This is a genomic window from Streptomyces sp. WAC 06738 (assembly GCF_003945505.1).
Taxonomy (GTDB): Bacteria; Actinomycetota; Actinomycetes; order Streptomycetales; family Streptomycetaceae; genus Streptomyces.
On the sequence record NZ_CP029618.1, the window covers coordinates 1,244,871 to 1,270,000 of the forward strand.

The 25,130-nt window shown below is 73.5% G+C and carries 19 protein-coding genes and 2 rRNA genes (1 of these 21 only partly in view); 3 read left to right on the forward strand and 18 right to left on the reverse strand.

Annotation, left to right across the window (positions count from 1 at the left end; genetic code table 11):
* Positions 1-58 precede the first annotated feature (58 nt).
* The 6 genes from DMB38_RS05115 to DMB38_RS05140 form a co-directional block, all read right to left on the reverse strand.
* Positions 59-784, reverse strand: a complete 726-nt coding sequence (locus DMB38_RS05115; protein WP_125938819.1) for a hypothetical protein — start codon at positions 782-784, stop codon at positions 59-61.
* Positions 781-1,965 carry a ParA family protein gene (locus DMB38_RS05120; protein WP_078898162.1) on the reverse strand — a complete coding sequence of 395 codons (1,185 nt, stop codon included), beginning with the start codon at positions 1,963-1,965 and terminating at the stop codon, positions 781-783. Before DMB38_RS05120 ends, DMB38_RS05115 begins: the two co-directional genes overlap by 4 nt.
* Before the next feature lie 267 nt (positions 1,966-2,232).
* Entirely contained in the window at positions 2,233-3,348 is a 1,116-nt protein-coding gene (gene ald / locus DMB38_RS05125) for an alanine dehydrogenase (protein WP_125934142.1), read from the reverse strand.
* Positions 3,349-3,486: 138 nt separating this feature from the next.
* A complete protein-coding gene (locus DMB38_RS05130; RefSeq protein ID WP_125934143.1) occupies positions 3,487-5,802 on the reverse strand; it encodes a tetratricopeptide repeat protein in 2,316 nt (771 codons plus the stop codon).
* Positions 5,803-5,920: 118 nt separating this feature from the next.
* Entirely contained in the window at positions 5,921-6,553 is a 633-nt protein-coding gene (locus DMB38_RS05135; RefSeq protein WP_125934144.1) for an NUDIX hydrolase, read from the reverse strand.
* Positions 6,553-8,304, reverse strand: coding sequence for a CTP synthase (locus DMB38_RS05140; RefSeq protein WP_125938820.1), 1,752 nt, complete (start codon positions 8,302-8,304; stop codon positions 6,553-6,555). The genes DMB38_RS05135 and DMB38_RS05140 overlap by 1 nt, the downstream gene beginning before the upstream one ends.
* A 271-nt stretch (positions 8,305-8,575) precedes the next feature.
* On the opposite strand from DMB38_RS05140, the gene DMB38_RS05145 reads away from it, so the two are divergent.
* A complete protein-coding gene (locus tag DMB38_RS05145) occupies positions 8,576-10,381 on the forward strand; it encodes a glycoside hydrolase family 15 protein (RefSeq protein ID WP_125934145.1) in 1,806 nt (601 codons plus the stop codon).
* A gap of 62 nt (positions 10,382-10,443) precedes the next feature.
* On the opposite strand, the gene DMB38_RS05150 is transcribed toward DMB38_RS05145, so the two are convergent.
* The 9 genes from DMB38_RS05150 to DMB38_RS05190 all read right to left on the reverse strand — a co-directional run bounded on the left by DMB38_RS05150 (position 10,444) and on the right by DMB38_RS05190 (position 20,158).
* The gene (locus DMB38_RS05150; protein ID WP_125934146.1) at positions 10,444-11,592 is read right to left on the reverse strand and encodes a glycosyltransferase family 4 protein; all 1,149 of its coding nucleotides are present in this window, start codon (positions 11,590-11,592) and stop codon (positions 10,444-10,446) included.
* Between the two features lie 326 nt (positions 11,593-11,918).
* A complete protein-coding gene (gene recN, locus DMB38_RS05155) occupies positions 11,919-13,685 on the reverse strand; it encodes a DNA repair protein RecN (protein ID WP_125938821.1) in 1,767 nt (588 codons plus the stop codon).
* Between the two features lie 146 nt (positions 13,686-13,831).
* Entirely contained in the window at positions 13,832-14,725 is an 894-nt protein-coding gene (locus tag DMB38_RS05160) for an NAD kinase (protein WP_125934147.1), read from the reverse strand.
* A complete protein-coding gene (locus tag DMB38_RS05165; protein ID WP_125934148.1) occupies positions 14,722-15,537 on the reverse strand; it encodes a TlyA family RNA methyltransferase in 816 nt (271 codons plus the stop codon). The genes DMB38_RS05160 and DMB38_RS05165 overlap by 4 nt, the downstream gene beginning before the upstream one ends.
* Complete coding sequence (locus DMB38_RS05170; RefSeq protein WP_125934149.1) at positions 15,534-16,094, reverse strand: hypothetical protein; 561 nt, start codon at positions 16,092-16,094, stop codon at positions 15,534-15,536. The genes DMB38_RS05165 and DMB38_RS05170 overlap by 4 nt, the downstream gene beginning before the upstream one ends.
* Before the next feature lie 38 nt (positions 16,095-16,132).
* Entirely contained in the window at positions 16,133-16,975 is an 843-nt protein-coding gene (locus tag DMB38_RS05175) for an ABC transporter ATP-binding protein (protein WP_125934150.1), read from the reverse strand.
* The gene (locus DMB38_RS05180) at positions 16,972-18,009 is read right to left on the reverse strand and encodes an iron chelate uptake ABC transporter family permease subunit (RefSeq protein WP_125934151.1); all 1,038 of its coding nucleotides are present in this window, start codon (positions 18,007-18,009) and stop codon (positions 16,972-16,974) included. Before DMB38_RS05180 ends, DMB38_RS05175 begins: the two co-directional genes overlap by 4 nt.
* A complete protein-coding gene (locus DMB38_RS05185; protein ID WP_125938822.1) occupies positions 18,006-19,055 on the reverse strand; it encodes an iron chelate uptake ABC transporter family permease subunit in 1,050 nt (349 codons plus the stop codon). The genes DMB38_RS05180 and DMB38_RS05185 overlap by 4 nt, the downstream gene beginning before the upstream one ends.
* Before the next feature lie 50 nt (positions 19,056-19,105).
* Positions 19,106-20,158: an HAD hydrolase-like protein gene (locus DMB38_RS05190; RefSeq protein ID WP_125934152.1), complete on the reverse strand. Its 1,053-nt coding sequence runs from the start codon at positions 20,156-20,158 to the stop codon at positions 19,106-19,108.
* A gap of 75 nt (positions 20,159-20,233) precedes the next feature.
* Here DMB38_RS05190 and DMB38_RS05195 point away from each other — a divergent pair, with 75 nt between their 5' ends.
* The gene (locus DMB38_RS05195) at positions 20,234-21,505 is read left to right on the forward strand and encodes a DUF1015 domain-containing protein (RefSeq protein WP_125934153.1); all 1,272 of its coding nucleotides are present in this window, start codon (positions 20,234-20,236) and stop codon (positions 21,503-21,505) included.
* Between the two features lies 1 nt (position 21,506).
* Here DMB38_RS05195 and DMB38_RS05200 read toward each other — a convergent pair whose 3' ends face one another.
* Entirely contained in the window at positions 21,507-22,253 is a 747-nt protein-coding gene (locus DMB38_RS05200; RefSeq protein WP_346429492.1) for a hypothetical protein, read from the reverse strand.
* Between DMB38_RS05200 and DMB38_RS37640 the strand changes: the two genes are divergently transcribed.
* Positions 22,188-23,336 carry a hypothetical protein gene (locus tag DMB38_RS37640; protein ID WP_346429493.1) on the forward strand — a complete coding sequence of 383 codons (1,149 nt, stop codon included), beginning with the start codon at positions 22,188-22,190 and terminating at the stop codon, positions 23,334-23,336. The genes DMB38_RS05200 and DMB38_RS37640 overlap by 66 nt on opposite strands.
* A gap of 2 nt (positions 23,337-23,338) precedes the next feature.
* Here the strand turns inward: DMB38_RS37640 and rrf are convergent.
* Both rrf and DMB38_RS05215 read right to left on the reverse strand, forming a co-directional pair.
* Positions 23,339-23,455, reverse strand: a 5S ribosomal RNA gene (rrf, locus tag DMB38_RS05210).
* Between the two features lie 111 nt (positions 23,456-23,566).
* Positions 23,567-25,130, reverse strand: a 23S ribosomal RNA gene (locus tag DMB38_RS05215) (it continues 1,564 nt past the right edge of the window).

Below are 25,130 nucleotides of genomic sequence, written 5' to 3' on the forward strand. Positions count from 1 at the left end.
CAGGACGTCCGGTACGGGCCGCCGGGACCTGCTCCGGCCGGAACGTACGGCGGGGGCGTCAGCGGCCGCGCAGGCGGCGTACGAGGATGCTCGCGTCGCCGCGCGACTCCAGGTCGGCCAGCACCACCGCGACGGCCTCGCGGACGATCCGGCCGCGGTCCACCGCGAGGCCGTGGTCGCCGCGGAGCACGAGCCTGGCGTGCTCCAGGTCCATCAGCTCCTCGGCGGAGACGTAGACCGTGATCTTCTCGTCGTGCCGCTCCCGGCCGCTGGGCCGGCGCGCCGCGCCGCGGCCCCGGCCGCGCCTGGGCTGGGCCGCCGCGGCCGAACCGCCGCTCTGCCGCGCGGACTTCGCCCGCGCCTGGGCCGCGGGCTCCCGCTCGCCCTGCCGGGCCCTGCCGCCGGGGGCGGCCTCGGTGCCGGCCTCCCGGCCGCCGTGCTCGGTCGCCTCGGGGTCCCGCCGGGCCGCGGGGGCCGTGGTGCGCTTGGGTCCCGGAGCCGCCGGGCCGGCCTTGCCGCCGGTGCCCGTGCGGGCCCGCGGGTCCTCGCCCGTACCGCCGGAGTGGCCCGCGTCGTCCGGGCCCGCCTCCTCCTCGCCGCCGGCGCCGGCCTCGGCCTCCCGGCCCGCCGCCTCCGCGTCGCCCTCGCGGCTCGGCGCGGGTACGCGCGGACTGCCGCCGGGCGCCTCGCCGTTGGCCCGCTGCCGGTCCGGCTGCGGCGTGGACGACTGGAGCGCGGTCCCCCCGGTGGTGCGGAAAAGCTCGTCGGCCCCGGGCAGGCTCACTCGGCGTGGCACCGGGCGAGCACCTCCCTGGCGAGCTGACGGTAGGCGGCCGCGCCCACGGAGTTCGAGGCGTACGAGGTGATGGGCTCGCCGGCCACGGTGGTCTCGGGGAACCGGACGGTGCGCCCGATGACCGTGTGGTAGACGTGGTCGTCGAAGGCCTCGACGACACGCGCCAGCACCTCGCGGCTGTGCACCGTCCGCGAGTCGTACATCGTCGCGAGGATGCCGTCCAGCTCCAGCTCGGGGTTGAGCCGCTCCTGGACCTTCTCGATCGTCTCGGTGAGCAGCGCGACGCCGCGCAGCGCGAAGAACTCGCACTCCAGCGGCACGATCACCTTGTGCGCCGCGGTGAGCGCGTTGACCGTGAGCAGACCCAGCGACGGCTGGCAGTCGATGACGACGTAGTCGTACTCGGGCAGCAGCGGCTTCAGCGCGCGCTGCAGCGTCTGCTCCCGCGCCACCTCGCTCACCAACTGCACCTCGGCGGCGGAGAGATCGATGTTGCTGGGCAGCAGGTCCATGTTGGGCACGGCCGTCTTGAGCAGCACCTCGTCGGCGGACATGCCCCGCTCCATGAGCAGGTTGTAGACCGTGAGGTCCAGCTCCATCGGGTTGACCCCGAGGCCCACGGAGAGCGCGCCCTGCGGGTCGAAGTCCACGAGCAGCACGCGGCGGCCGTACTCGGCCAGCGCCGCGCCCAGGTTGATGGCCGACGTGGTCTTGCCGACGCCGCCCTTCTGGTTGCACATGGCGATGACCTTCGCCGGGCCGTGGTCGGTGACCGGGCCCGGGATGGGGAAGTACGGCAGCGGGCGGCCCGTGGGACCGATGCGCTCCCGGCGCTGCCGGGCGGCGTCCGGGGCGAGCGTCGCGGCGTACTCGGGATCCGGCTCGTAGTCCGCGTCCGGATCGTAGAAGTGACCTTCTGACAGGTCCTCGAAGTCGGAGGTGGCGGATGCGGCGAGACGTGTGCTGTCCTCGCCGCCGCTCTGGCTGCCGGTCATGGCGTTCACGTGATGACCGTCCATGCTCTGGTATACGTTTCCGCCCTGGTGTGCGTGTGCCGAGAAGGTGTGGACGGCGACGGAGCCGACAGGCGCCTCCACCCCCGAGGGTCCGTGGCCCCGCGCAGGCGTGCCTGGACGACCACCCCCGGGAGCAAATGTCGACTCATTCACAAGTCGTCCTACCTCCTTGGTGACCAGGGCACTTCTCGATTGGTCAGCGTGGCACCATGCCGACGATTGGCGACTCTATGGCGTGTCGGGGTCCCGCAGCAACACAATCCCGCAGACAGAGCACGATGTGTCGGGTGTGGAACAACACTTCGGGCGCCCTTTGCGGCGGTACGGCGGCCGGCCGAACCGCTGGTGACAAGGTTCGGCCGGTGAACCGGAGTTGACAGTGTCGCCGATGTGGTCGACGTGCCGGGCACCTGCGCGAAATCAGCCAAGTACGCGCGCGAGTTCGGTCGCCGGAAGACCGTGCGCTTCCGCCACGGGACCGTAAACGACCTGGCCTTCGTGGGTGTTGAGGCCGAGCGCGAGCGCCGGATCGGCGCGCAGCGCGCCCCGCCAGCCGAGGTTCGCGAGCTTGACGATGTACGGGAGCGTGGCGTTGGTCAGCGCGTACGTCGACGTGTTGGGCACCGCGCCGGGCATGTTGGCGACGCAGTAGAAGACCGATTCGTGCACCCGGAAAGTCGGTTCCGCGTGCGTGGTCGGACGCGAATCGGCGAAGCAGCCGCCCTGATCGATCGCGATGTCGACAAGGACACTCCCCGGCTTCATCCGCGACACCAGCTCGTTGTCGACGAGCTTGGGGGCCTTCGCGCCCGGGATGAGCACCGCGCCGATCACCAGATCGGCCTCCACCACCGCCTGCCCGAGGGCGTAGGCGTTGGAGGCGAGGGTGCGCACCTTCGTGCCGAAGACCTTGTCCGCCTCGCGCAGCTTGCGCACGTCCGTGTCGAGGAGCGTGACGTGGAAGCCCATGCCGACGGCGATCTGCGTGGCGTTCCAGCCGGAGACGCCGCCGCCGATCACGACCGCCTGCCCCGGCACCACGCCGGGCACGCCGCCCGGCAGCACGCCGCGGCCGCCCTGCGAGCGCATCAGGTGGTACGCGCCGACCTGGGGCGCGAGCCGGCCGGCGACCTCCGACATCGGGGCGAGCAGCGGCAGTTGCCGGTCGGCCGTCTCCACCGTCTCGTACGCGATGGCGGTGGTGCCGGACTCCAGCAGTGCGTCGGTGCACGGGCGGGAGGCGGCGAGGTGGAGGTAGGTGAAGAGCACCTGGCCCTTGCGGAGGCGCTGGTACTCCTCCGCGATCGGCTCCTTGACCTTCAGCAGCAGGTCCGCCGCGGCCCACACGGCATCGGCCGTGGGCAGGATCTCCGCCCCGGCCGCGACGTACTCCTCGTCCGGGATGGACGAGCCGACGCCCGCGCCCTGCTCCACGACGACCTCGTGGCGGTGGCGGACCAGCTCGTGGACTCCGGCGGGCGTGATGGCCACCCGGAACTCGTTGTTCTTGACCTCGCGTGGAATGCCGACCTTCACGATGGATCACGGTCCTTGGGGTGAGGGAACTCGTCAGGCCCCGGTGGGGGTGCCCGCCGCGGCTTGGCCATTCTTAATGAAGGAATCCTCCGAGTCCAGCCTTTGAAACAGGCAGATTTCTGCGATGTGTCGATGGATTCACAGGTCCGCGGCGGCAGGTCGGGGCGCCGGCCCCGCCTTCGGGCCCTCCCCGGCAGCGGGCTCGGGCCCCTCCGCCGGGACGGTCCCGGCGGCGGCCTCCACGGGCTGCGGCACGGGTTCCGCGGGGTCCTCCGGAACGGCCGCGGGGCACGTCCCGCGCTCCCCGTCCCCCGGAGCGTCGCCGTCCGCGCTCGGCGGCCCGGCGGCGGGCTCCGGTACGGGCTCCGCGGCGGACCCGGCCGCGGACGCGGGCCCGGGGTCGTCCGTGCATTCCGCTTCCGCCTCCGCTACGGCCACGGCGGCGGCCCGCACCGCGGCCGCCTCCGGCACCTGCTCCGCCAGCCGTCCCGCCGCCGCCCGGTGCAGCTCCGCGGCCTCCGGGTCGCCCACGCCGTCGACGAGGTCCGCCAGCCGCAACTGCACCGCCGCCCGCAGGGCGGTGTCGCCCGAGAGCCGCGCCACGTCCACCGCGCGCGTGCACGTCCTGATGGCCTCCCGCGGATACCCCGCGTACTGCTGCACCCGTGCCACCTCGCCCAGCGCCCGCGCGTGCCCGCCGACGTCCCCGAGCCTGCGGTGGGCCGCCACCGCCGCGCGCCACTCGCGCAGCGCCCAGCCCCAGGCCCCGGCGTACGTGTGCACCGCGCCCAGCCGGGCCCGCAGCCGGGCCTCGTCGGCCAGCTCGCCCCGCGTCTGCCGCAGCGCCAGCGCCCGCCCGAACCAGTCCGCCGCCCGGCCCCAGTCCCGCAGCTCCTGGTACGCCGCCCCCACCGACTCCAGCGCCCGCCCCACCGGCTGCGGGTCCCGCACCTCGCGCGCCACCGCCAGCGCCCCCCGGTACCGGCCCAGCGCCTCGTGCGGCCGCTCCGCGCGCAGGTCCAGGTCGCCCAGGTTGAGCAGCGCCGCCGCCTTCTCCCACACCAGCCCGCGCCGCTCGGCGACGCCCAGCACCAGCTCGTGCAGCCGGTACTGCTCGGGCGCCGCCTCCGCCTCGCTCCGGTGCGCCGCCAGCGCCCGCGACAGCGCGGCCACCAGCCGCCGCGCCAGCGTGTCCAGCTCCCCGTCGGCGACCGCGATCCGGGCCGCCGCCAGCAGCGAGGGCAGCCGGCTGCCCAGCCACGCGGCGGCGGCCTCCGGCGACGGGAAGCGCAGCGCCCGCGGCAGCCCGGCGAGCCGGGTGTGCACCGCGGAGCCCGGGGGCTCCGCGGTGGCGCGGCAGGACTGCAGCAGGCGTACATAGCGCTCCAGCATCCGCGCCCGCGCGAAGAGCAGCTCCTCCCGGCCCACACCGGCCTCCAGCACCCCGCGCAGCAGTGGCTGCAGACAGCCGGGCACCTCGTACTGCGTGAGGTTCGCCCGGTCCGGTTCCGGCACCTCGCGCAGCAGGCCCTGGCCCGCGCAGTCGGCGAGCGTGGTGCGGGCCGCGGCGACGGTGCACCCGGCGAGCGCCGAGGCGGAGTGGGCGTCGACGACGCCGGCGGGCGCCAGCGGCAGCAGCCGCAGCAGGTGCGCGACGGACGGCGGCAGCGATTCGTATACGAGCCGGAACGCCCGCGCCAGCGCCTTCGGCCCGGACGGCCGCCCGGCGGACCCCTCGGTGCTGTCGCCCTTGCGGCGCAGCTCCCGTACGGCGTCGGCGACGCACGCCTGCGGGTGCCCGGCGAGCCAGCCGCCGGCGAGCACCAGCGCCGCGGGGTGGCCCGCGCACTCCTCGGCCAGCACGTGCGTGGCCTCGGGGTCGCAGGCGATGCGCGTCTCCCCCGCGTACGAGGCGATCAGCGCCAGCGCCGCCGCGGGCTCCAGCCCGCCCAGGGTGCACGGCCGGACGTCGGGCACGCCCTTCAGCGGGCCCTCGGCGACGGCCACGACGAGGCAGTCACGGGACTCGGGGACCAGTTCGAGCAACTGCTCGGGGGCGGTGACGTCGTCGAGGACGAGCACCGCGGAGCGCTCGGCCAGCGCGGCGCGCAGCTCCGCGGCGAGGTGGTCGGGGCCCGCCCCGGCGACCGGCGGGACGCCCAGGGCGTCGAGGAGGCCGCGTACGGCCCGCTCCAGCGGGACCGCCACACCGCCCGGCCCCGAGAGCCGCGCGGTGTGCACGCCGCCCGGGTAGTCGCCGGCGACGCCGCGGGCCAGCTCGGCGGCGAGCGCGCTGCGCCCGGAGCCGGGCCGCCCGGCGATGAGCAGCACCCGGCCGCGCGGGGCGGGGCGGCCGGCGAGGGTGTCGAGCCCGGCGCGGGCGATGTCGGCGCGCAGGGAGTCGAGCTCGCGGGTCCTGCCGACGAACCGGTGGGGGGCGGCCTGTTCCGTCACGCCGGTGAGCGTAATTCACCCAGCGTGAAGGCCGTGTCACGTGACGGCACATGGCCGAACGCCGGAACGAAAATCACCGCATCGGATCAACCGCCCGGCAACCCCCCACCTGCGCTGTTCAGGGCGTGAACGGGCGGGCCGGCCAGGGGGCGTTCGCGGGGCGCAGCGCGTCGAGACCGCCGTCCGCGCGGGCCGCCTGGAGCGCCAGCACGCCCAGCATCAGGCAGTTGTTGTGCAGGTCCCCGGCGAGGGCGCCGCGCACCAGATCGGCCACCGGGACGCGGTCGATCATGAGGTCCAGTTCCTCGCCGTGGGCGGCGTAGCGCTCCCCGTCCGCCTCGGTCACCCCGCGGGCGAGGAAGACGCGCACCGCCTCGTCGCAGCCGCCGGGCGTGGTGTACACGTCGACCAGCACGCGCCAGTCCTCGGCCCTGAGGTGCGCCTCCTCGTACAACTCACGCTGCGCGGCGCTCAGCGGGTTCTCGCCGGGCACGTCGAGAAGCCCCGCGGGGATCTCCCAGAGCTTGTGCCGTACGGGGTGGCGGTACTGGTTGAGCACCAGCACCCGGTCGTCGTCGTCGAGGGCGAGGATGGCGACCGAGCCGGGGTGGACCTGGTAGTCGCGGCGGGCCACGGTGCCGTCGGGCATCACCACGTCGTCCGTGCGCACGGAGGTCTTGGCGCCCTTGAACGGCGTCTCGGAGGCGAGGATCTTCCACTCCGCCGCCGCGTCCTTCAACTGCTCCGCCATCACTTGCCCCCCTCGCGCACGGCGGCCACCGGCTTCTGCGCACCCGCGTGCGCGCCGTGCGGGCCGGCCTGCTGCCGCACGCCGCCCTGCTGCTGTGCTCCCGTTCCCCTCGCCGCCTCGTGCCTGGCGACGGCGGCCTTCAGCAGCCCGGCGAAGAGCGGGTGCGGCCGGGTGGGCCGCGAGCGCAGCTCGGGGTGGGCCTGGGTGGAGACCAGGTACGGGTGGACCTCGCGCGGGTACTCCACGTACTCCACCAGCTTGTTGTCCGGCGAGGTGCCGGAGAACGAGAGACCCGCCTTCTTCTCCAGCTCGCTGCGGTAGGAGTTGTTGACCTCGTAGCGGTGCCGGTGGCGCTCCTCGACGTACGGCTGGTCCGCGTACGCCTCCCGTACCACCGAACCCTCCGCCAGCTTGGCCGGATAGAGGCCCAGGCGCATCGTGCCGCCCATGTCGCCCTCGCCGGCGACGATGTCGAGCTGCTCCTCCATGGTGGAGATCACCGGGTCGGTCGCGGCCTGGTCGAACTCCGTGGAGTTCGCGCCCGAGATGCCCGCGAGGTTCCGCGCCGCCTCGATGACGATGCAGTGCAGGCCGAGACAGATGCCGAGCAGCGGCACCCGGTTCTCCCTGGCGTAGGTGATCGCGCCGATCTTGCCCTCCACGCCGCGCTCGCCGAAGCCGCCGGGGATGACGATGCCGTCCACGTCCGCGAGCTGCTCGCGGGCACCCTGGGGCGTGCGGCAGTCGTCGGACGTGACCCATTTGATCTTGGCGCGGGCGTTGTTGGCGAAGCCGCCCGCGCGGATCGCCTCGGTGACCGACAGATAGGCGTCGGGCAGGTCGATGTACTTGCCGACGAGGGCGATCGTCACCTCGTGCGCCGGCTCGTGCACGCGGCGCAACAGGTCGTCCCACTCGGTCCAGTCCACGTCCCGGAACGGCAGGTCCAGCTTGCGGACGACGTACGCGTCCAGGCCCTCCGCGTGCAGCACCTTGGGGATGTCGTAGATCGACTTGGCGTCGATGGCGGCGACGACGGCGGCCTCGTCGACGTCGCACATGAGCGAGATCTTCCGCTTGATCGCCGCCGGCACCTCGCGGTCCGCGCGCAGCACGATCGCGTCCGGCTGGATGCCGATGCTGCGCAGCGCGGCGACCGAGTGCTGGGTCGGCTTGGTCTTCAGCTCGCCGGACGGGCCGATGTACGGCAGCAGCGAGATGTGGACGACGAACACGTTGTCCCGGCCGACCTCGTGCCGCACCTGGCGGACGGCCTCCAGGAACGGCAGCGACTCGATGTCGCCGACGGTGCCGCCGACTTCCGTGATCACCACGTCCACGTCGTCGGAGGACATGCGCCGGATCCGGGACTTGATCTCGTTGGTGATGTGCGGGATCACCTGCACCGTGTCGCCCAGGTACTCGCCGCGGCGCTCCTTGGCGATCACCGAGGAGTAGACCTGGCCGGTGGTGACGTTCGCCGAGCCGTCGAGGTCGACGTCGAGGAAGCGCTCGTAGTGCCCGATGTCGAGGTCGGTCTCGGCGCCGTCGTTGGTGACGAAGACCTCGCCGTGCTGGAAGGGGTTCATCGTGCCCGGGTCGACGTTCAGATACGGGTCGAGCTTCTGCATCGTGACCCGCAGCCCGCGCGCCTTGAGCAGAGCGCCCAGACTGGAGGCGGTGAGCCCCTTGCCGAGCGAGGAGGCGACGCCTCCCGTGACGAAGATGTGCTTTGACGTCGTGGATGGCATGGCCAAGAGGGGCTCCCGTGGTCGCTGATGAGGTGCGTGGCGGGGTGCCCCAGATCGAGGTGGGTCGCTCGGCGAGCGCCGCCGCCACATGCCCGGCCGGCCCTCCGCTCCACGGGCTACCAGGGTATCAGTGATCCCCTGGTCACCGCCCGCGGCCGACCACCGTCCCTGTGCCCGACCCGATCGGGCGAGGCGGAATCCGCGACCGTGGCGCACGCGCGCACGCGAAGGCTTTATCCTCTGCGGAACGCACTTCTAGCTGGAGAGGCACGTGGCCGGGCGGATCGAGGATTACGCACTTCTGGGCGACATGCAGACGGCAGCGCTCGTCCGTCGCGACGGCACGGCCGACTGGCTCTGCCTGCCCCGGTTCGACTCCCATGCGGTGTTCGCCGCCCTATTGGGGACCGAGGAGCACGGCTTCTGGCGCCTCGGTCCCGCGTACGCCCCGGAGTCCACCCCGCCGCCCGCCACCCGGCGGCGCTACCGGGGCGACTCGCTGGTGCTGGAGTCCGAGTGGGACACCCCGCGCGGCACGGTCCGGCTGATCGACTTCATGCCCCCGCGCGACAGCGCCTCGCCGCAGCTCATCCGCATCGTGGAGGGCGTCACGGGCCGGGTGCCGATGCGCTCCGCGCTGCGGATGCGCTTCTCCTACGGCCGGATCGTGCCGTGGGTGCACCAGACCGAGGACGGCCGCACCGTCGGCGTCGCCGGTCCCGACTCGGTGTGGCTCGACGCCCCGGTGCCGACGTACGGCCGCGACCTCACGACGTACTCCGACTTCACCGTCGGCCCCGGCGACCGTCTTGCGTTCACGATCAGTTGGCAGCCCTCGCACCGCGAGCCGCCGCAGCCCGCCGACCCCGAGGCGTCGCTCACCGCCACCGAGGACTTCTGGCAGGAGTGGACCGAGCACTGTACGTACCACGGCCCCTACCGGCACGCGGTGATCCGCTCGCTGATCACGCTCAAGGCCCTGACGTACGAGCCGACCGGCGGCATCGTCGCCGCGCCCACCACCTCGCTGCCCGAGGACATCGGCGGCGTGCGCAACTGGGACTACCGCTTCACCTGGCTCCGCGACGCGGCCATCACGCTGTCGTCCCTGCTGCGCACCGGGTACCACGAGGAGGCCCGCGCCTGGCGCGAGTGGCTGCTGCGGGCGGTCGCGGGCGACCCGGAGAACCTGCAGATCATGTACGGCATCGCCGGCGAGCGCGAGCTGGGCGAGTCGGAGCTGGACTGGCTGCCCGGGTACGAGGGGTCCCGCCCGGTGCGCGCCGGCAACGGCGCGGCGGGGCAGTTGCAGCTCGACGTCTACGGCGAGGTCGTCGAGGCGCTGCACCTCGCCCACATGACGGGCCTCACCCGCAACGACTACGCCTCGCTGCTGCAACTGAAGATGATCCGCTGGGTCGAGGACAACTGGGACCGCCCCGACGAGGGGCTGTGGGAGGTCCGCGGCCCGCGGCGGCACTTCGTCCACTCCAAGGTGATGACCTGGGTGGCCGTCGACCGCACGATCAAGCTCATCGAGTCCGGCGAGGCGGACGGCCCGCTGGAGCGCTGGCAGCGGCTGCGCGACGACATCCACCGGGACGTGTGCGAGAAGGGCTACGACCGGCAGCGCAACACCTTCACGCAGTCCTACGGCTCGCAGGAGCTGGACGCATCGCTGCTGCTGATCCCGCAGGTCGGCTTCCTGCCGCCGGACGACAAGCGCGTCATCGGCACCATCGAGGCGATCCAGCGCGAGCTGGGCACCCCCGACGGCTTCATCCGCCGCTACCCGACCGCGGGCGACGAGACCGGCAGCGACGGGCTGCCGGGCGACGAGGGGGCGTTCCTCGCCTGCTCGTTCTGGATGGCGGACGACCTGGCGATGATCGGCCGGGTGCAGGAGGCGCGGCAGTTGTTCGAGAAGCTGCTGGCGCTCCGGAACGACCTGGGGCTGCTCGCGGAGGAGTGGGACCCGCGGTTGCAGCGCCAAGTGGGCAACTTCCCGCAGGCGTTCAGCCACGTGCCGCTCATCGACACGGCGCTGCGGCTGAGCGCGTCGGGGGCGTACGGGTAGCGCTTTGCGCGGGAGCGTGGTCGCCGCTCCCGTCGTTCGCATGACCGCCCGGTCCGCGCCCATCAGACCTCGCCGTACGTCATCAACTCGTCGTAGATCGACAGGACCTGGGTGACGGTGTCGTCCTCCGTCGGCCAGGTGCCGGCCTGGGCGCGGCCCGCGGCGGACAGGGCCGCGCGGCGGGCCGGGTCGTGGAGCAGGGCCGCCACCGCGTCGGCGAGCGCGCGGGCGTCCCCGTACGGCACCAGCTCCGCCGCGTCGCCGACGAGTTCGGGGACGCCGCCGACCGCCGTGGCCACCAGCGGGGCGCCCGCGTGCAGCGCCTCCTGCGCCAGCACCGGGCGCGCCTCCCACGGGCTGGAGAGCACCGCGACGTCCGCGGCGGCCAGCAGCCGGGGCAGGTCGTCGCGGCGGCCCAGGAGCCGTACGGGCAGCTTCTCGGCGTCGATACGGCGCTGGAGCCTGCCGCGGGCGGGGCCCTCGCCGGCGACGGCGAGCAGCGGCTGCTCCGGCAGCGCCCGCCACATGCGGGCGGCCTCCAGCAGCGGTTCGTGGGTGGCGGACGCGTCGAGCGGGGCGGCGGTGAGCACCAGGGGCCGGTCCTGGGCGCCGAGTTCCGCGCGCACCTGCTGCTTGCGGAGCGCGGCGCCGTCGCCGCCCGGGTGCGGGTGGCGGGGCGCGGGGACGGCGATGGGCGCGAGCCGCGCGTCGCGGGCGCCGCGGCGGCGGGCGCCGTCGACGAGGTCGGTGGTGGCGCCGAGGACGACGCGGGCGGTGCGGGACACCCGTCGTTCGAGGAGCGGCATCATCCGGCCCCGTACCCCGTCCGGGTCGCTCCGGGTGTGCCAGGTGACGACCAGCGGCCTGCGCTGGCCCAGGATCGTCGAGCACGCCATCAGCCCGCACTGCAGGCCGTGCGCGTGGACGAGGTCCGCACCGGCGCAGGCCGCGCGCAGGGTGGTGGCCGTGCAGAGCGGCGCGGTGGCCAGCCCGCCGCGCTCGGGGAGCCGCGCGACGAGGGCGCCGGCGGCGGCGAAGCCGTAGCGCTCGGCGGCGGCGGGCGTCGCGACCACCGTGACCCGGATGCCGCGGGCCACCAGCCCGGCCGCCAGCGAGCGCACATGGACCCCGCTGCCGCCCTCGCCGCGGCCGACGAGCTGCACGGCATGCAGCGCGGTCGGGCCGTGGGGCGGTGTGGGGGTGCTGCTCACTGGGCCGGAACTCCTGTCCGTGGCGTCGCAGGGCCTGCCCAGGATGCCACTCCCGAGGAGGGGCCGGACCCGGCTCGGCGCCGTCAACCGCTCTGTACGGGCGTACAGGTCAGACATGCACCACCCTTCCGGGCGATGCCCCGCACGTCCGTCGTGCGCCGGTACGACCCGCGAAGGGGGCGGACGGCAGGGTGCATTCCGCCCAACCACCCCGATAGACGCATCCCGTACGCGCCGGGTTGCCCCACGGCACCCGTTCGGCCCACACGTGGCCTGCCGACCCGTGCGCAACCCGGGTCACATCGGCGCCTTCGGACGGCCGCGCGCTACTCCGCCCCCGCGCGGGCGGCGGCAAGCAGCTCTTCCGCGTGCGCGCGCGCCGTCTCGGAGTCCTCCTGGCCCGCCAGCATGCGCGACAGCTCCCGCACCCGCGCCTCGCCGTCCAGGACGGTCACGCCGCTGCGCGTGACCGAGCCGTCGCTGGTCTTCTCCACCAGCAACTGCCGGTCGGCGAAGGCCGCGACCTGCGGCAGGTGCGTCACCACGACGACCTGCGCGCCGCGGGCCAGCCGCGCGAGGCGGCGGCCCACCTCGACGGCCGCCTTGCCGCCGACGCCCGCGTCGACCTCGTCGAAGAGGTACGTGGGCACGGGGTCGGAGCCCGCGAAGACCACCTCGACCGCCAGCATCACGCGCGACAGCTCGCCGCCCGAGGCGCCCTTGGCGATCGGCCGCGGCGGTGCGCCGGGGTGCGGGGCGAGCAGCAGCTCGGCCTCGTCGACGCCCGTGGGGCCGTACGCGACGTTCCTGCCGCCGATCTCCAGCCCGTCGGCGTCGGCGGCGACCTCGGTGCGGCGCAGGTCGACCGTCACCCGGGCGTGCGGCATCGCCAGCTCGGTCAGCTCCGCGGTGACGGCGGCGCCGAAGCGTTCCGCCGCGTCGCCGCGCGCCTCGGTCAGCGCCTCCGCCAGCAGCGCCAGCTCGCCGCGCAGGGCGTCGCGCTCGGCGGTCAGCTCCCCGATGCGCTCGTCGTCGCCGTCGAGCTCGGCGAGCCGGGCGGCGCCCGCCTCGGCCCAGGCGAGGACCGCGGAGACGCTGCCGTCGCCGGCCTCTCCCCCGGCGGCGGCGGGCTCGTGGCCGTACTTGCGGGTGAGGTGGGTGAGGACCGAGCGGCGCTCCTCCACCGCGGCCAGCCGCAGCGGGTCGGCGTCGATGCCGTCGCCGTACGCGGCCAGCTCCTGCGCGACGTCGCCGAGGAGGATGCCGACCTCGGTGAGCCGGTCGGCGAGCCCGGCGAGCGCCGGGTCGTGGGCCCGTACGGCCGCCAGGGCGCGCTGTGCGCCCGCGACGAGCGTGCCGGCGTCGACGGCCTCGGGGTCCGCCGGGTCGCCCGCGAGCGCGGCGTGTGCGGCGGCGGAGGCGGCGGCCAGCGCCTCCGCGTGGCCCAGCCGTTCGGCCTCGGCGGCCAGCTCGACGTCCTCGCCGGCCCGCGGCTCCGCGGCGGCGACCTCGTCGAGCCCGAAGCGCAGCAGATCCGCCTCCTGCAACCGCTCACGCGCGCGGGTGGTGATCTCGTCCAGCTCGGCGCTGACGGCGCGCAGCCTGCGGTACGCCGCCGAGTACTTGGCCAGCGGCGCGGCGACCGCGTCACCCGCGTACCTGTCGAGGGCCTGCCGCTGCCGCGCGGGCTTCAGCAGCCCCTGCTGGTCGGTCTGGCCGTGCACGGCGACGAGGTCCTCGGCCAGCTCGCCGAGGAGCCCCACGGGGACGCCGCGGCCGCCCAGGTGCGCCCGGGAGCGGCCTTCGGCCGAGACCGTACGGCTGATGAGCAGGGCGCCGTCGTCCAGCTCGGCGCCGGCGTCCTCGGCCCGTACCGCCGCGGGCGAGCCTTCGGCCACGGCGACCCGGCCCTCCACGACGGCGGACTTGGCGCCGATGCGTACGAGCGCGGCGTCCGCGCGCCCGCCGAGCAGCAGCCCGAGGCTGGTGACGACCATGGTCTTGCCGGCGCCGGTCTCGCCCGTCACGGCCGTGAAGCCGGGCGACAGCTCGACGACCGCGTCGTCGATGACGCCCAGGGACTGGATCCGCATCTCCTCCAACACGGTACGACCATACGAGGTTCCGGCACCGGGTCGCGAGGGGCGTCGTGATCAGGGTCCGGGCCGGCGGCGCGACCGGGCCGTGCCGCCGGGCCGCGGCGGCGGGCGGAACGACCGCGCGTGGGACGGGCCGCGCGTCAGTTCGGCGCCCCGCGCCAGCCCGCCACCGGCAGCGCGAACTTGGCCACCAGCCGGTCCGTGAACGACGCGTGGTGCAGCCGCGCCAGCCGCACCGGAACCGCGCCGCGGCGCACCTCGACGCGCGCCCCGGAGGGCAGGTCGACCGTGCGGCGGCCGTCGCACCACAGCACGCCGTGCTGGTTGTTCGGCTGCACCTCCACCGCCAGGATGGAGTCCGGCGACGTCACGAGCGGCTTGGCGAAGAGCGCGTGCGCGCTGATCGGGACCATCAGCAGCGCCTCCACCTCGGGCCAGACGACGGGTCCGCCGGCCGAGAAGGCGTACGCGGTCGATCCCGTCGGCGTCGCGCAGACGACGCCGTCGCAGCCGAAGCGGGAGACGGGCCGGCCGTCGACCTCGGTGACGACCTCGAGCATCCGCTCGCGGGCGGCCTTCTCGACGGACGCCTCGTTGAGCGCCCAGTCGGCGTGCACGGTCCTGCCCTCGTTCCGTACGAGGACGTCGAGCGTCATCCGCTCCTCGACCTCGTACTCCCTGGTCACCACGCGGTCCACGACCTTGTCGAGGTCGTCCCGCTCGGCCTCGGCGAGGAAGCCGACCCGGCCGAGGTTGACGCCGAGCATCGGCACGCCGGACTTGCGGGCGAAGGCGGCGCCGCGCAGCAGCGTGCCGTCGCCGCCGAGCACGATCAGCAGCTCGCAGTCGTCCATCACCCCGGGGCCCGCCTCCACCAGCTCCGCCTCCGGCGGCAGCGGCAGGTCGGCCGCCTCGCCGGCAAGGACGCGCACGCCGACGCCGCAGCGCAGCAGGCCGCGCACGACCAGCTCGGCGCTGCGGATCGCCGCCGGCCGGCCGGTATGGGCGAGCAGGAACACGGTGCGGTCTGTCATCGGGGCCCCTCCGCCACGGCACGTGCCACGTCCTCGGGGTCCAGCGCGGGCGCCCCGGCGCGCAGCCACAGAAAATACTCGACGTTTCCCTTCGGCCCGGGCAACGGGCTGGCCGTCACACCGAGCACCCCCAGCCCGAGCGCCGCCCCCCGCTCCGCGACCCCGCGCACGGCCTGGGCGCGCAGTTCCGCGCTGCGCACCACGCCGCCGCTGCCCAGGCGCTCCTTGCCGACCTCGAACTGCGGCTTGACCATCAGCACGAGGTCCGCGTCGGACGTGGCGCAGCGCACCAGCGCGGGCAGTACGAGCCCGAGCGGGATGAACGACAGGTCGCCGACGACGAGTTCGGCGGGCTCGCCGCCGAGCTGGTCGAGGGTGAGCTCGCGGACGTTCGTACGGTCCCGGACGGTGACCCGCTCATCGCTCTGCAGCTTCCACGCGAGCTGCCCGTAGCCGACGTCCACAGCGACGACGTGCGCGGCGCCGGCGCGCAGCAGCACGTCGGTGAAGCCGCCGGTGGAGGCGCCGGCGTCCAGGGCGCGGCGGCCGGCGACGCGCAGCCCCCGGGGCTCGAACGCCGCGAGTGCGCCGGCGAGCTTGTGGCCGCCGCGGGAGACGTAGTCGGGGTCGGCGTCGTCGGGGACGACGACGACGGCGGCGGACGTCTCGACCTGGGTGGCGGGCTTGCTGGCGACCAGGCCGCCGACCGTGACCCGGCCCGCGGCGATGAGCCGCCCGGCGTGCTCGCGCGAGCGGGCCAGCTCGCGGCTCACCAGCTCGGCGTCGAGCCGGCGCCGCCGGGCACCGCTCACGGGTTCCCCGGCCGGTACGGGTGCACGCCGGGGCGGGGCGGTGGGGGGCCGTGCGGCGCGGGCTGCGGCGGGCCGGGGCGATGCTGCTGGGCGTACGGCGCGGGGCCGGCGGGTGCCTGCACGGGCGGCGGGGGCGGGCCCTGGGCGCGGTCCAGCTCCTCCAGCGCCTCGCGCATCCGGCCGTGGGCGTCCTCGTACACCTCCAGGTGGCTGCCGGTCGGCAGCTCGTCGGCGTCCGCGAGGCGGTCGAGCGCGGCGTCGACGTCGGGGTTGCCGGTGGGGGTGCGCGCGATACCGAGCGGCACGGGCCCGGCCTCGGCGGGCTCAGGCTCGACGGGCTCAGCCTCGACCGCATCGGGTTCCGGTTCCGGTTCCGCTTCCGGCCGTCTCTCCCCCTCCGGTTCAGTTGCGGTCCGCGCGGGCGGGCCGGCCGATTCCGCGGCCTCCGCCACGTCCCCGCCGCCCGGCTCCGGCCACCGCGCCGCCGGCTGCCGCACGTACGGCGGCGCGGTCGTGGTCTCGGGCTGCGCTGCGGGCATCGGCGTCGGCTCGCTCATGCCACAGACCGTACCCCGAACCACTGTCAGGACCCCGGTCAGACCCTGCCGTCCGCGCCCGCCCGCGTCTTGCGCGCCGCCGGGACGACCAGCGGCGTGCCGGTCTCCGGGTCAGCGATCACCTGGCACTTGAGCCCGAAGACGCGCTCGACGAGTTCCGCGTCCACGATGTCGTTCGGCGCCCCCTCCGCGACGATCCGTCCGTCGCGCATGGCGATCAGGTGCGTGGCGTAGCGTGCGGCGTGGTTGAGGTCGTGGAGCACGGCGACCAGCGTGCGCCCCTGCGTCTCGTGGAGTTCGGCGCACAGGTCCAGGACGTCGATCTGGTGCTGGATGTCGAGGTACGTCGTCGGCTCGTCGAGCAGCAGCAGCGGCGTCTGCTGCGCGAGCGCCATCGCGATCCACACGCGCTGCCGCTGCCCGCCGGACAGTTCGTCGACATAGCGATCCGCCAGCTCCCCGACCCCGGTGGCGGCCATCGACTCCTGGACGACCCGCTCGTCCTCCCGCGACCACTGCCGCAGCAGCCCCTGGTGCGGGTAGCGCCCGCGGGCGACGAGGTCGCCGACCGTGATGCCGTCGGGTGCCACGGACGACTGGGGCAGCAGGCCGAGTGTCCGCGCCACCTTGCGCGCCGGGAGCGTGCCGATCGCCTCGCCGTCCAGCAGCACCGCGCCGGTGCGCGGCTTCAGCATCCGCGCGAGCGCCCGCAGCAGCGTCGACTTGCCGCAGGCGTTGGGCCCGACGACGACGGTGAACGAGGCGTCCGGCACGGCCACCGACAGGTGCTCCGCGACGACCCGGCTGTCGTAGGCGAGGGTGACGTTCTCGGCGGCGAGACGGCTCACTTCGGGACTCCTGTCCGGCGTACGGTCGGTCATATCCGGCCCGCCCGTCGTTCCGCGGCGAGCAGCCAGAGGAGGTAGACGCCGCCGAGCACGCCGGTGACGACGCCGACGGGCACCTGGTCGGCGCCGAAGGCGCGCTGCGCCGCCCAGTCGGCGACGATCAGCAGCGTGGCCCCCATGAGCGCGGCGGGCGCCAGGTTGGGACCCGGTGCCCGGGTGAGCCGGCGGGCGAGCTGGGGCGCGGTGAGGGCGACGAAGGCGACGGGCCCCGCGGCGGCGGTGGCGGCGGCCGTCAGCAGCACGGCGGCCAGCAGCGCCACGAGCCGTACCCGCTCGACGGGGACGCCCAGCGCGTACGCGGTGTCGTCGCCCATCTCCATCATCCGCAGCGGCCGGCCGCAGGCCAGCACCAGCGGCACGAGCACCGCGCAGACCGCGACCAGCGGCCACACGTGGGTCCAGTCCCGCCCGCCGAGCGACCCGGTGATCCACAGGGTGGCGCGGGCGGCGTCGACCAGGTCGGCCTTGGTGAGCAGGTAGTTGATGACGCCGGTGAGGATGGCGGCGGCGCCGATGCCGACGAGTACGAGCCGGTAGCCGGCCACGCCCCGCTGCCAGGCGAGCAGGTAGATGGCCGCCCCGGTGGCGAGGCCGCCGGCGACGGCGCCGAGCGCGACCGTCTCCGAGCCGCCCTTGAACAGCACGATGACCACCAGCGCGCCCACCGCGGAGCCGTGCGAGACGCCGAGCACGTCGGGACTGCCCAGCGGGTTGCGGGAGATGGCCTGGAACACGGCCCCGGCCAGGCCGAGCGCGGCACCGACCAGCAGCCCCACGAGCACCCGCGGCAGCCGCAGTTCGCGGACGATGAACTCCTGCCCCGGCTCGCCGCCGCCGAACAGCGTGCGCACGACGTCCGCGAAGGAGATCGGGAAGTCGCCGGTCCCGACCAGGACCACCGCGGCGGCCAGCGCGGCGGCGGCCAGCAGCAGGCAGACGAGCAGGGCGCGCAGGTCGAGGCGGACCGACAGATCGCCCTTCGTGCCGCGTACGTTGAGCGTTCTCACAACTGCGCCATCCTCCGGCGTCGTACGAGATGGATGAAGACCGGCCCGCCGAGGATCACGGTGACGATCCCGACCTGCACCTCCGCGGGCCGGGCCAGCACCCGGCCGAGCACGTCGGCGCCGAGCAGCAGCACGGGCGCGAGCACGGCCGCGTACGGCAGGATCCAGCGCATGTCGGGCCCGGTCACGGCGCGCACCATGTGCGGGATCATCAGCCCGACGAAGATGATCGGCCCGCAGGCCGCGGTCGCGGCGCCGCAGAGCAGCGTGACGGCGAGCATGGCGAGCAGCCGGGTGCGGGCGAGGTGCGCGCCGAGGGCGCGGGCGGTGTCGTCGCCCATCGCCATGGCGTTCAGCGGGCGCGCCAGCAGCAGTGCGAGGACGATGCCGGTGGCGAGGAACGGCAGCACCTGCCGGATGGTGGTCATGTCGGCGGAGGCGAGCGAACCGGTGGTCCAGAAGCGCATCCTGTCCAGCGCCGCGGTGTCCGTCAGCTCGACGGCGCGTACGTAGCCGAAGAGCGCGGCGGTGGCGGCGGTGCCGGCGAGCGCGAGGCGTACGGGGGTGGCGCTGCGGCTGCCGCCGAGGGCGTAGACGACGACGGAGACGGCGGCGGCGCCGGCGAACGCGAACCAGACGTAGCCGGCGACGGAGGAGACGCCGAAGAAGCTGATGGCGCTGACGACCGCGGCGGAGGCGCCCGCGTTGATGCCGAGCAGCCCGGGTTCGGCGAGGGGGTTGCGGGTGAGGGCCTGCATGACGGCGCCGGAGAGGCCGAGGGCGGCGCCGGCCAGGAGGCCGAGGATCGTGCGCGGGACGCGCATGTCGCGGATGACGACGTCGGTGTCGCTGCCGTCGTAGCCGAAGAGGCCGTGCCAGACCTGGTCCAGCGGGATGGGCTTGGCGCCGATGGCGAGGCTGGCCACGCAGACGAGCAGCAGCGCGGCGCAGGAGGCGAGCAGTCCCGCGGCGCGCGGGGAGAACCACCGGCGGCGGGGCGGGGCGTCCTTGAGTCCGTTGTCCGTTCGGGGAGCGGCGTCGACCAACACGCAGTTAGGTTAGCCTACCCTGATCAAACGGTGGAGTGGGTGCGCGCTCACAGACCGAGGCGGGCCAGCGCCTTCCCCGGGTCGAGGCCGCAGGAGCCCTCCCCCGCGTACGTCCACGCCGCCGCGCACAACGCCCGCAACCCGTCCAGCGGTTGGCCCTCGCCGTCGAGGCGCAGCCCCGGCTCCGTACCGCCCGCGGACGCGCTCCAGCCGCCGCACCGCGCGACGAAACCCTCGGCCTGGGCGCCCGCCACCGCCACCTCCGGCTGCGCTGCCGACAGCCCGCGCAGATCCGCCGCCACGTACGCCGGCCGGTGCCGCGGCTCCGCCGCGAGCAGTTCGGCGGCGCCGGTCACGCCGGTGAGCACCAGCAGCGCGTCGACGCCGCCGTTGTACGCGCCCTCGATGTCCGTGTCGAGCCGGTCGCCGACCACCAGTGGCCGGCGCGCGCCCGTCCTGATGATCGTCTCCCGGTGCATCGGCGGCAGCGGCTTGCCCGCCACCCGCGGCTCGGCGCCGGTGGCCAGCCGCACCACCTCCAGCGCCGCCCCGTTGCCCGGCGCGATGCCGCGCGGGGTGGGAATGGTCAGGTCGGCGTTCGACGCGAACCACGGCACCCCGCGCTGCACCGCGAACGCCGCCTCCATCAGCCGCCCCCACGGCATCGCGGGACCGCCGTGCCCCTGCACCACCGCCGCCGGATCGTCGTCCGCCGACTCCACGACGAGCAGCCCGTGCTCCCGCAGCGGCCCGTGCAGCCCCTCCCCGCCGACCGCCAGCACCCGTGCCCCGGGCGGCACCGCCTCGGCCACCAGCCGCGCCACGGCCTGCGCCGAGGTGATCACGTCCGCCGGCTCCGCGGGCACGCCCATCGCGGTCAACTGCCCGGCGACGACGGCCGCGGGGCGGGAGGCGTTGTTCGTGACGTACGCCAGCCGCATGCCGCGCTCCCGGGCGCCGCTCAGCGCAGCGGCCGCGTGCTCGACGGCCACGCCGCCGATGTAGACGACCCCGTCGAGGTCGAGCAGCGCCGTGTCATATGCCGTGCACAGCGGCTCCGCGCAGACGTCGGTACGGGTCCTGACGGGCTGGCTGGTCACGGCGGCGGCTCCTCGGACGGGCGATATCCACGGCTCGATCATCGCGCATCGGCCACGGCACATACGATCCGGTCCATGCAGCGTTCACCCGGTCTCGACCTCCGCCCCTTCCGCGGGCTGCGCTACGCGCCGTCCCGGGTGCGCAGCCTCGCCGCCGTCACCTCCCCGCCGTACGACGTCGTCGTCCGGCCCGACGGGCTGCACCACCTGGAGACCGCCGACCCGTACAACATCGTCCGCCTCATCCTCCCCCAGGACGGCGACCCCGCCACCCGCCACCGCCTCGCCGCCGACACGCTGCACCGGTGGCGCGTGGAAGGCGTGCTCGTGCCCGACCCGCGGCCCGCGCTCTACGTGTACGAGCAGCGCAGGGGCGACCTGCTGCAGCGCGGCGTCGTCGGGCTGCTGGCGCTCAGCGAACCGGCGGACGGCGTCGTGCTGCCGCACGAGGACGTGATGGAGGAGATCGTCGCCGACCGCGCGGGCCTGATGCGCGAGACCGCCGCCAACCCCGAGCCGCTGCTGCTGTCGTACCGCAGCGACGGCGCTGCCACCGGCACGGCGGCCGTCGTCGCCCGCGCCACGGCGCGCACGCCGCTGCTGGCCACGACGACGGACGACGGCTTCGCGCACCGGCTGTGGGCGGTGACGGACCAGGAGGAGATCGCGGCCGTACGCGCGGACCTCGCGCGGCGGCAGGCGCTCATCGCGGACGGACACCACCGCTGGGCGACGTATCTGCGGCTACGGGCCGAACGGCCGGCACCGCCGGGCGAGACGGGGCCGTGGGACTACGGGCTGGTCCTGCTCGTCGACACGGCCCGCCACCCGCTCGTGGTCCGCGGCATCCACCGCGTCCTGCGCACGCTGCCGACCGCGGAAGCCCTGCGCCTCGTCGGCGACGCCGCCCGCGTCCGGCGCCTCGACGCACCGCTGCCCGCGGCGCTGAGGGAGCTCGAAGGGACGGAGGGCAACGCGTTCCTCCTGGCGGGCGAGGACGGCCTGCACCTGGTCGACCGCCCGGACCAGGACCTGCTGGCCCGTACCGTTCGCACCGACCGCCCGGCGGCATGGCGCACCCTGGACGCCACGGTGCTGCACGCCACGCTCATCGAGCACGTCTGGCGGCTCCCCGACGACCCCGAGCACATCGGCTACGTCCACGAGGCCGCGGCCGCCGCCGCCCAGGCGGCGCGCCTGGGCGGGACGGCGGTGCTGATGAAGCCGGTGGCGGAGGACGTCGTACGGGAACTCGCGCGGGACGGGGTGACGATGCCGCGCAAGTCCACGTCGTTCGGCCCGAAGCCGGCCACGGGGCTGGTGCTGCGGGCCCTGGACCTGGGGTGAGTCAGGCGCGGCGCTCGTCTTCGTCCTCGTCTTCTTCCTCATCGTCGTCGACGGCGGGGTCGTCCTCGTCGGTGAAGTCGGCGTCGCTCACCTCGGCCGAAGCCTCCGCGTCCTCCTCGACCTCGTCCGCGGCGTCCTCCTCGATCTCCTCCGAGTCGGGGTCGAGCGCGTCGGTGAACTCGATGCCGTCCAGCTCGGCCAGCCGGTCGGAGGCGTCCGTGAGCCCTTCGTGGTCCGCCTCGACGGCCTTCGCGAACCACTCCCGCGCGTCCTCCTCGCGCCCGACCTCCAGCAGCGCGTCGGCGTAGGCGTACCGCAGCCGCGCGGTCCACGGGTGCACGGCGGTCGACGCCAGTTCCGGGCTCTGCAGGGTGACGACGGCGGCATCGGGCTGCCCCAGATCACGCCGTGCCCCGGCGGCGACGAGCCGCATCTCCACCTGCCCTGCCTTGTCCAACCGCTTCACCTCGGGCTCACCGGCCATCGCCAGCGCCCGCTCCGGCCGGCCCATGCCGCGCTCGCAGTCGGCCATCACCGGCCAGAGGTCGGGACGCCCGCTCATGCGCCGCGCGGCCCGGAACTCGGCCAGCGCCTCCTGGTACTTCTCGGTGTGGTACGCGGCGAAGCCGGCCGCCTCCCGCACGGCCCCGACGCGGGACGCGAGCCGCAGCGCCACCTTGGCGTGCTCATAGGCCCGGGGGGCGTCCTCGTCGAGCAGCCGGGCGACCATGACGAGGTTCTTGGCCACGTCGTCGGCAAGCGTCTTGGGCAGGCTCTGCAACTCCTGCCGTACGGCCTTGTCCAGTTCAAGCCCGGTGACGTCCTCGGGAATGGACAACCGCCGCACGGGCGGCCGCTCCCCGTCCCGCCGCGGCCCCCGCGCCCGATCATCCCGCCGCTCAAACCGCTGCCCACGCCCGTACCCGTCACGCCGGGGCCCGCGGGAACGGTCGTCGTCACGCCGGAAGTCACGACGAGGCCGCTCGTCACCACGGCCGAAATCACGCCGCGGCCGGTCATCATCGCGCCGGAAGTCGCGCCGGGGACGGTCATCGTCACGACGAGGCCCACGGGGGCGGTCATCGTCGCGCCGGAAATCACGACGAGGCCGGTCGTCATCGCGCCGCGGCCCGCGCGAGCGGTCGTCATCACGACGGAAGTCACGGCGGGGCCGATCGTCATCGCGCCGGAAGTCGCGCCGGGGACGGTCATCGTCACGACGAGGCCCACGGGGGCGGTCGTCATCACGACCGAAGTCACGACGAGGCCGGTCGTCGTCACGCCGAGGACCGCGCGGGCGGTCGTCATCACGCCGGAAATCGCGCCGGGGACGGTCGTCACCACGCCCGAAGTCACGACGGGGCCGCTCGTCATCGCGGCGGAAGCCTCGCGCCCGATCGTCCCCACGGCGGTCATCGTCACGCCGCGGCCCGCGCGGGCGGTCGTCGTCGCGACGGAAGTCGCGGCGAGGCCGATCGTCATCGCGCCGGAAGTCCCGTCGCGGCCGGTCATCGTCACGACGAGGCCCACGGGGGCGGTCGTCATCACGACGGAAATCACGACGAGGCCGGTCGTCCTGCCGCCGCGGCCCACGCCCCTGGCGGTCCCCCTCGGTACGACGCGGACCGCCACGACGGTCCCCGTCCCGCCGGTCGAAACCACGTCCGTCACCGTCACGACGCCGGCCGCGGCCGTCACGGTCCTCGTCACGCCGGTCGGGCTCGTTGGTGGTCATCACTACGCCTCTCTCACTCCCGGTCTCACCGGAACGAAAAAACAAAAAAGGACCCTTGGTCCCAGCGCTCACGCTGGGACCAAGGGTCCTCAATAATTGTTCGGCGGTGACCTACTCTCCCACACGGTCCCCCATGCAGTACCATCGGCGCGGTCGGGCTTAGCTTCCGGGTTCGGAATGAGACCGGGCGTTTCCCCAACGCTATGACCACCGAAACCCTCAAAGGGTCAGCGAACAAGCACACTCTTCAGTTAAGTGAACAAACTCAAGCCAACCCGACAACCATGGTTTGTTGTCTGGGAACAACACAGTGGACGCAAGCAGCTATGGACAAGCCCTCGGCCTATTAGTACCGGTCACCTCCACCCCTCACAGGGCTTCCAGATCCGGCCTATCAACCCCGTCGTCTACAGGGGGCCTTAACCCCTCAAGGGGGTGGGAGTCCTCATCTCGAAGCAGGCTTCCCGCTTAGATGCTTTCAGCGGTTATCCCTCCCGAACGTAGCCAACCAGCCATGCCCTTGGCAGAACAACTGGCACACCAGAGGTCCGTCCGTCCCGGTCCTCTCGTACTAGGGACAGCCCTTCTCAAGACTCCTACGCGCGCAGCGGATAGGGACCGAACTGTCTCACGACGTTCTAAACCCAGCTCGCGTGCCGCTTTAATGGGCGAACAGCCCAACCCTTGGGACCGACTCCAGCCCCAGGATGCGACGAGCCGACATCGAGGTGCCAAACCATCCCGTCGATATGGACTCTTGGGGAAGATCAGCCTGTTATCCCCGGGGTACCTTTTATCCGTTGAGCGACGGCGCTCCCACAAGCCACCGCCGGATCACTAGTCCCTGCTTTCGCACCTGCTCGACCCGTCAGTCTCGCAGTCAAGCTCCCTTGTGCACTTACACTCACCACCTGATGACCAACCAGGCTGAGGGAACCTTTGGGCGCCTCCGTTACCCTTTAGGAGGCAACCGCCCCAGTTAAACTACCCACCAGACACTGTCCCCGATCCGGATCACGGACCCAGGTTAGACATCCAACACGACCAGAGTGGTATTTCAACGACGACTCCACAACCACTGGCGTGGCCGCTTCACAGTCTCCCACCTATCCTACACAAGCCGAACCGAACACCAATATCAAGCTATAGTAAAGGTCCCGGGGTCTTTCCGTCCTGCTGCGCGAAACGAGCATCTTTACTCGTAATGCAATTTCACCGGGCCTATGGTTGAGACAGTCGAGAAGTCGTTACGCCATTCGTGCAGGTCGGAACTTACCCGACAAGGAATTTCGCTACCTTAGGATGGTTATAGTTACCACCGCCGTTTACTGGCGCTTAAGTTCTCAGCTTCGCCACCCCGAAGAGTGACTAACCGGTCCCCTTAACGTTCCAGCACCGGGCAGGCGTCAGTCCGTATACATCGCCTTACAGCTTCGCACGGACCTGTGTTTTTAGTAAACAGTCGCTTCTCGCTGGTCTCTGCGGCCACCCCCAGCTCCCCGTGTAAAACGGATCACCGGAAGCGGCCCCCCTTCTCCCGAAGTTACGGGGGCATTTTGCCGAGTTCCTTAACCATAGTTCACCCGAACGCCTCGGTATACTCTACCTGACCACCTGAGTCGGTTTAGGGTACGGGCCGCCATGAAACATCGCTAGAGGCTTTTCTCGACAGCATAGGATCATCCACTTCACCACAATCGGCTCGGCATCAGGTCTCACCCACAATGAGAGACGGATTTACCTGCCTCTCGGGCCACACCCTTACCCCGGGACAACCACCGCCCGGGCTGGACTACCTTCCTGCGTCACCCCATCACTCACCTACTACAAGCTCGGATCACCGGCTCCACCACACCCATCCTCACCCGAAGGATCAGACAGGGGGCTTCA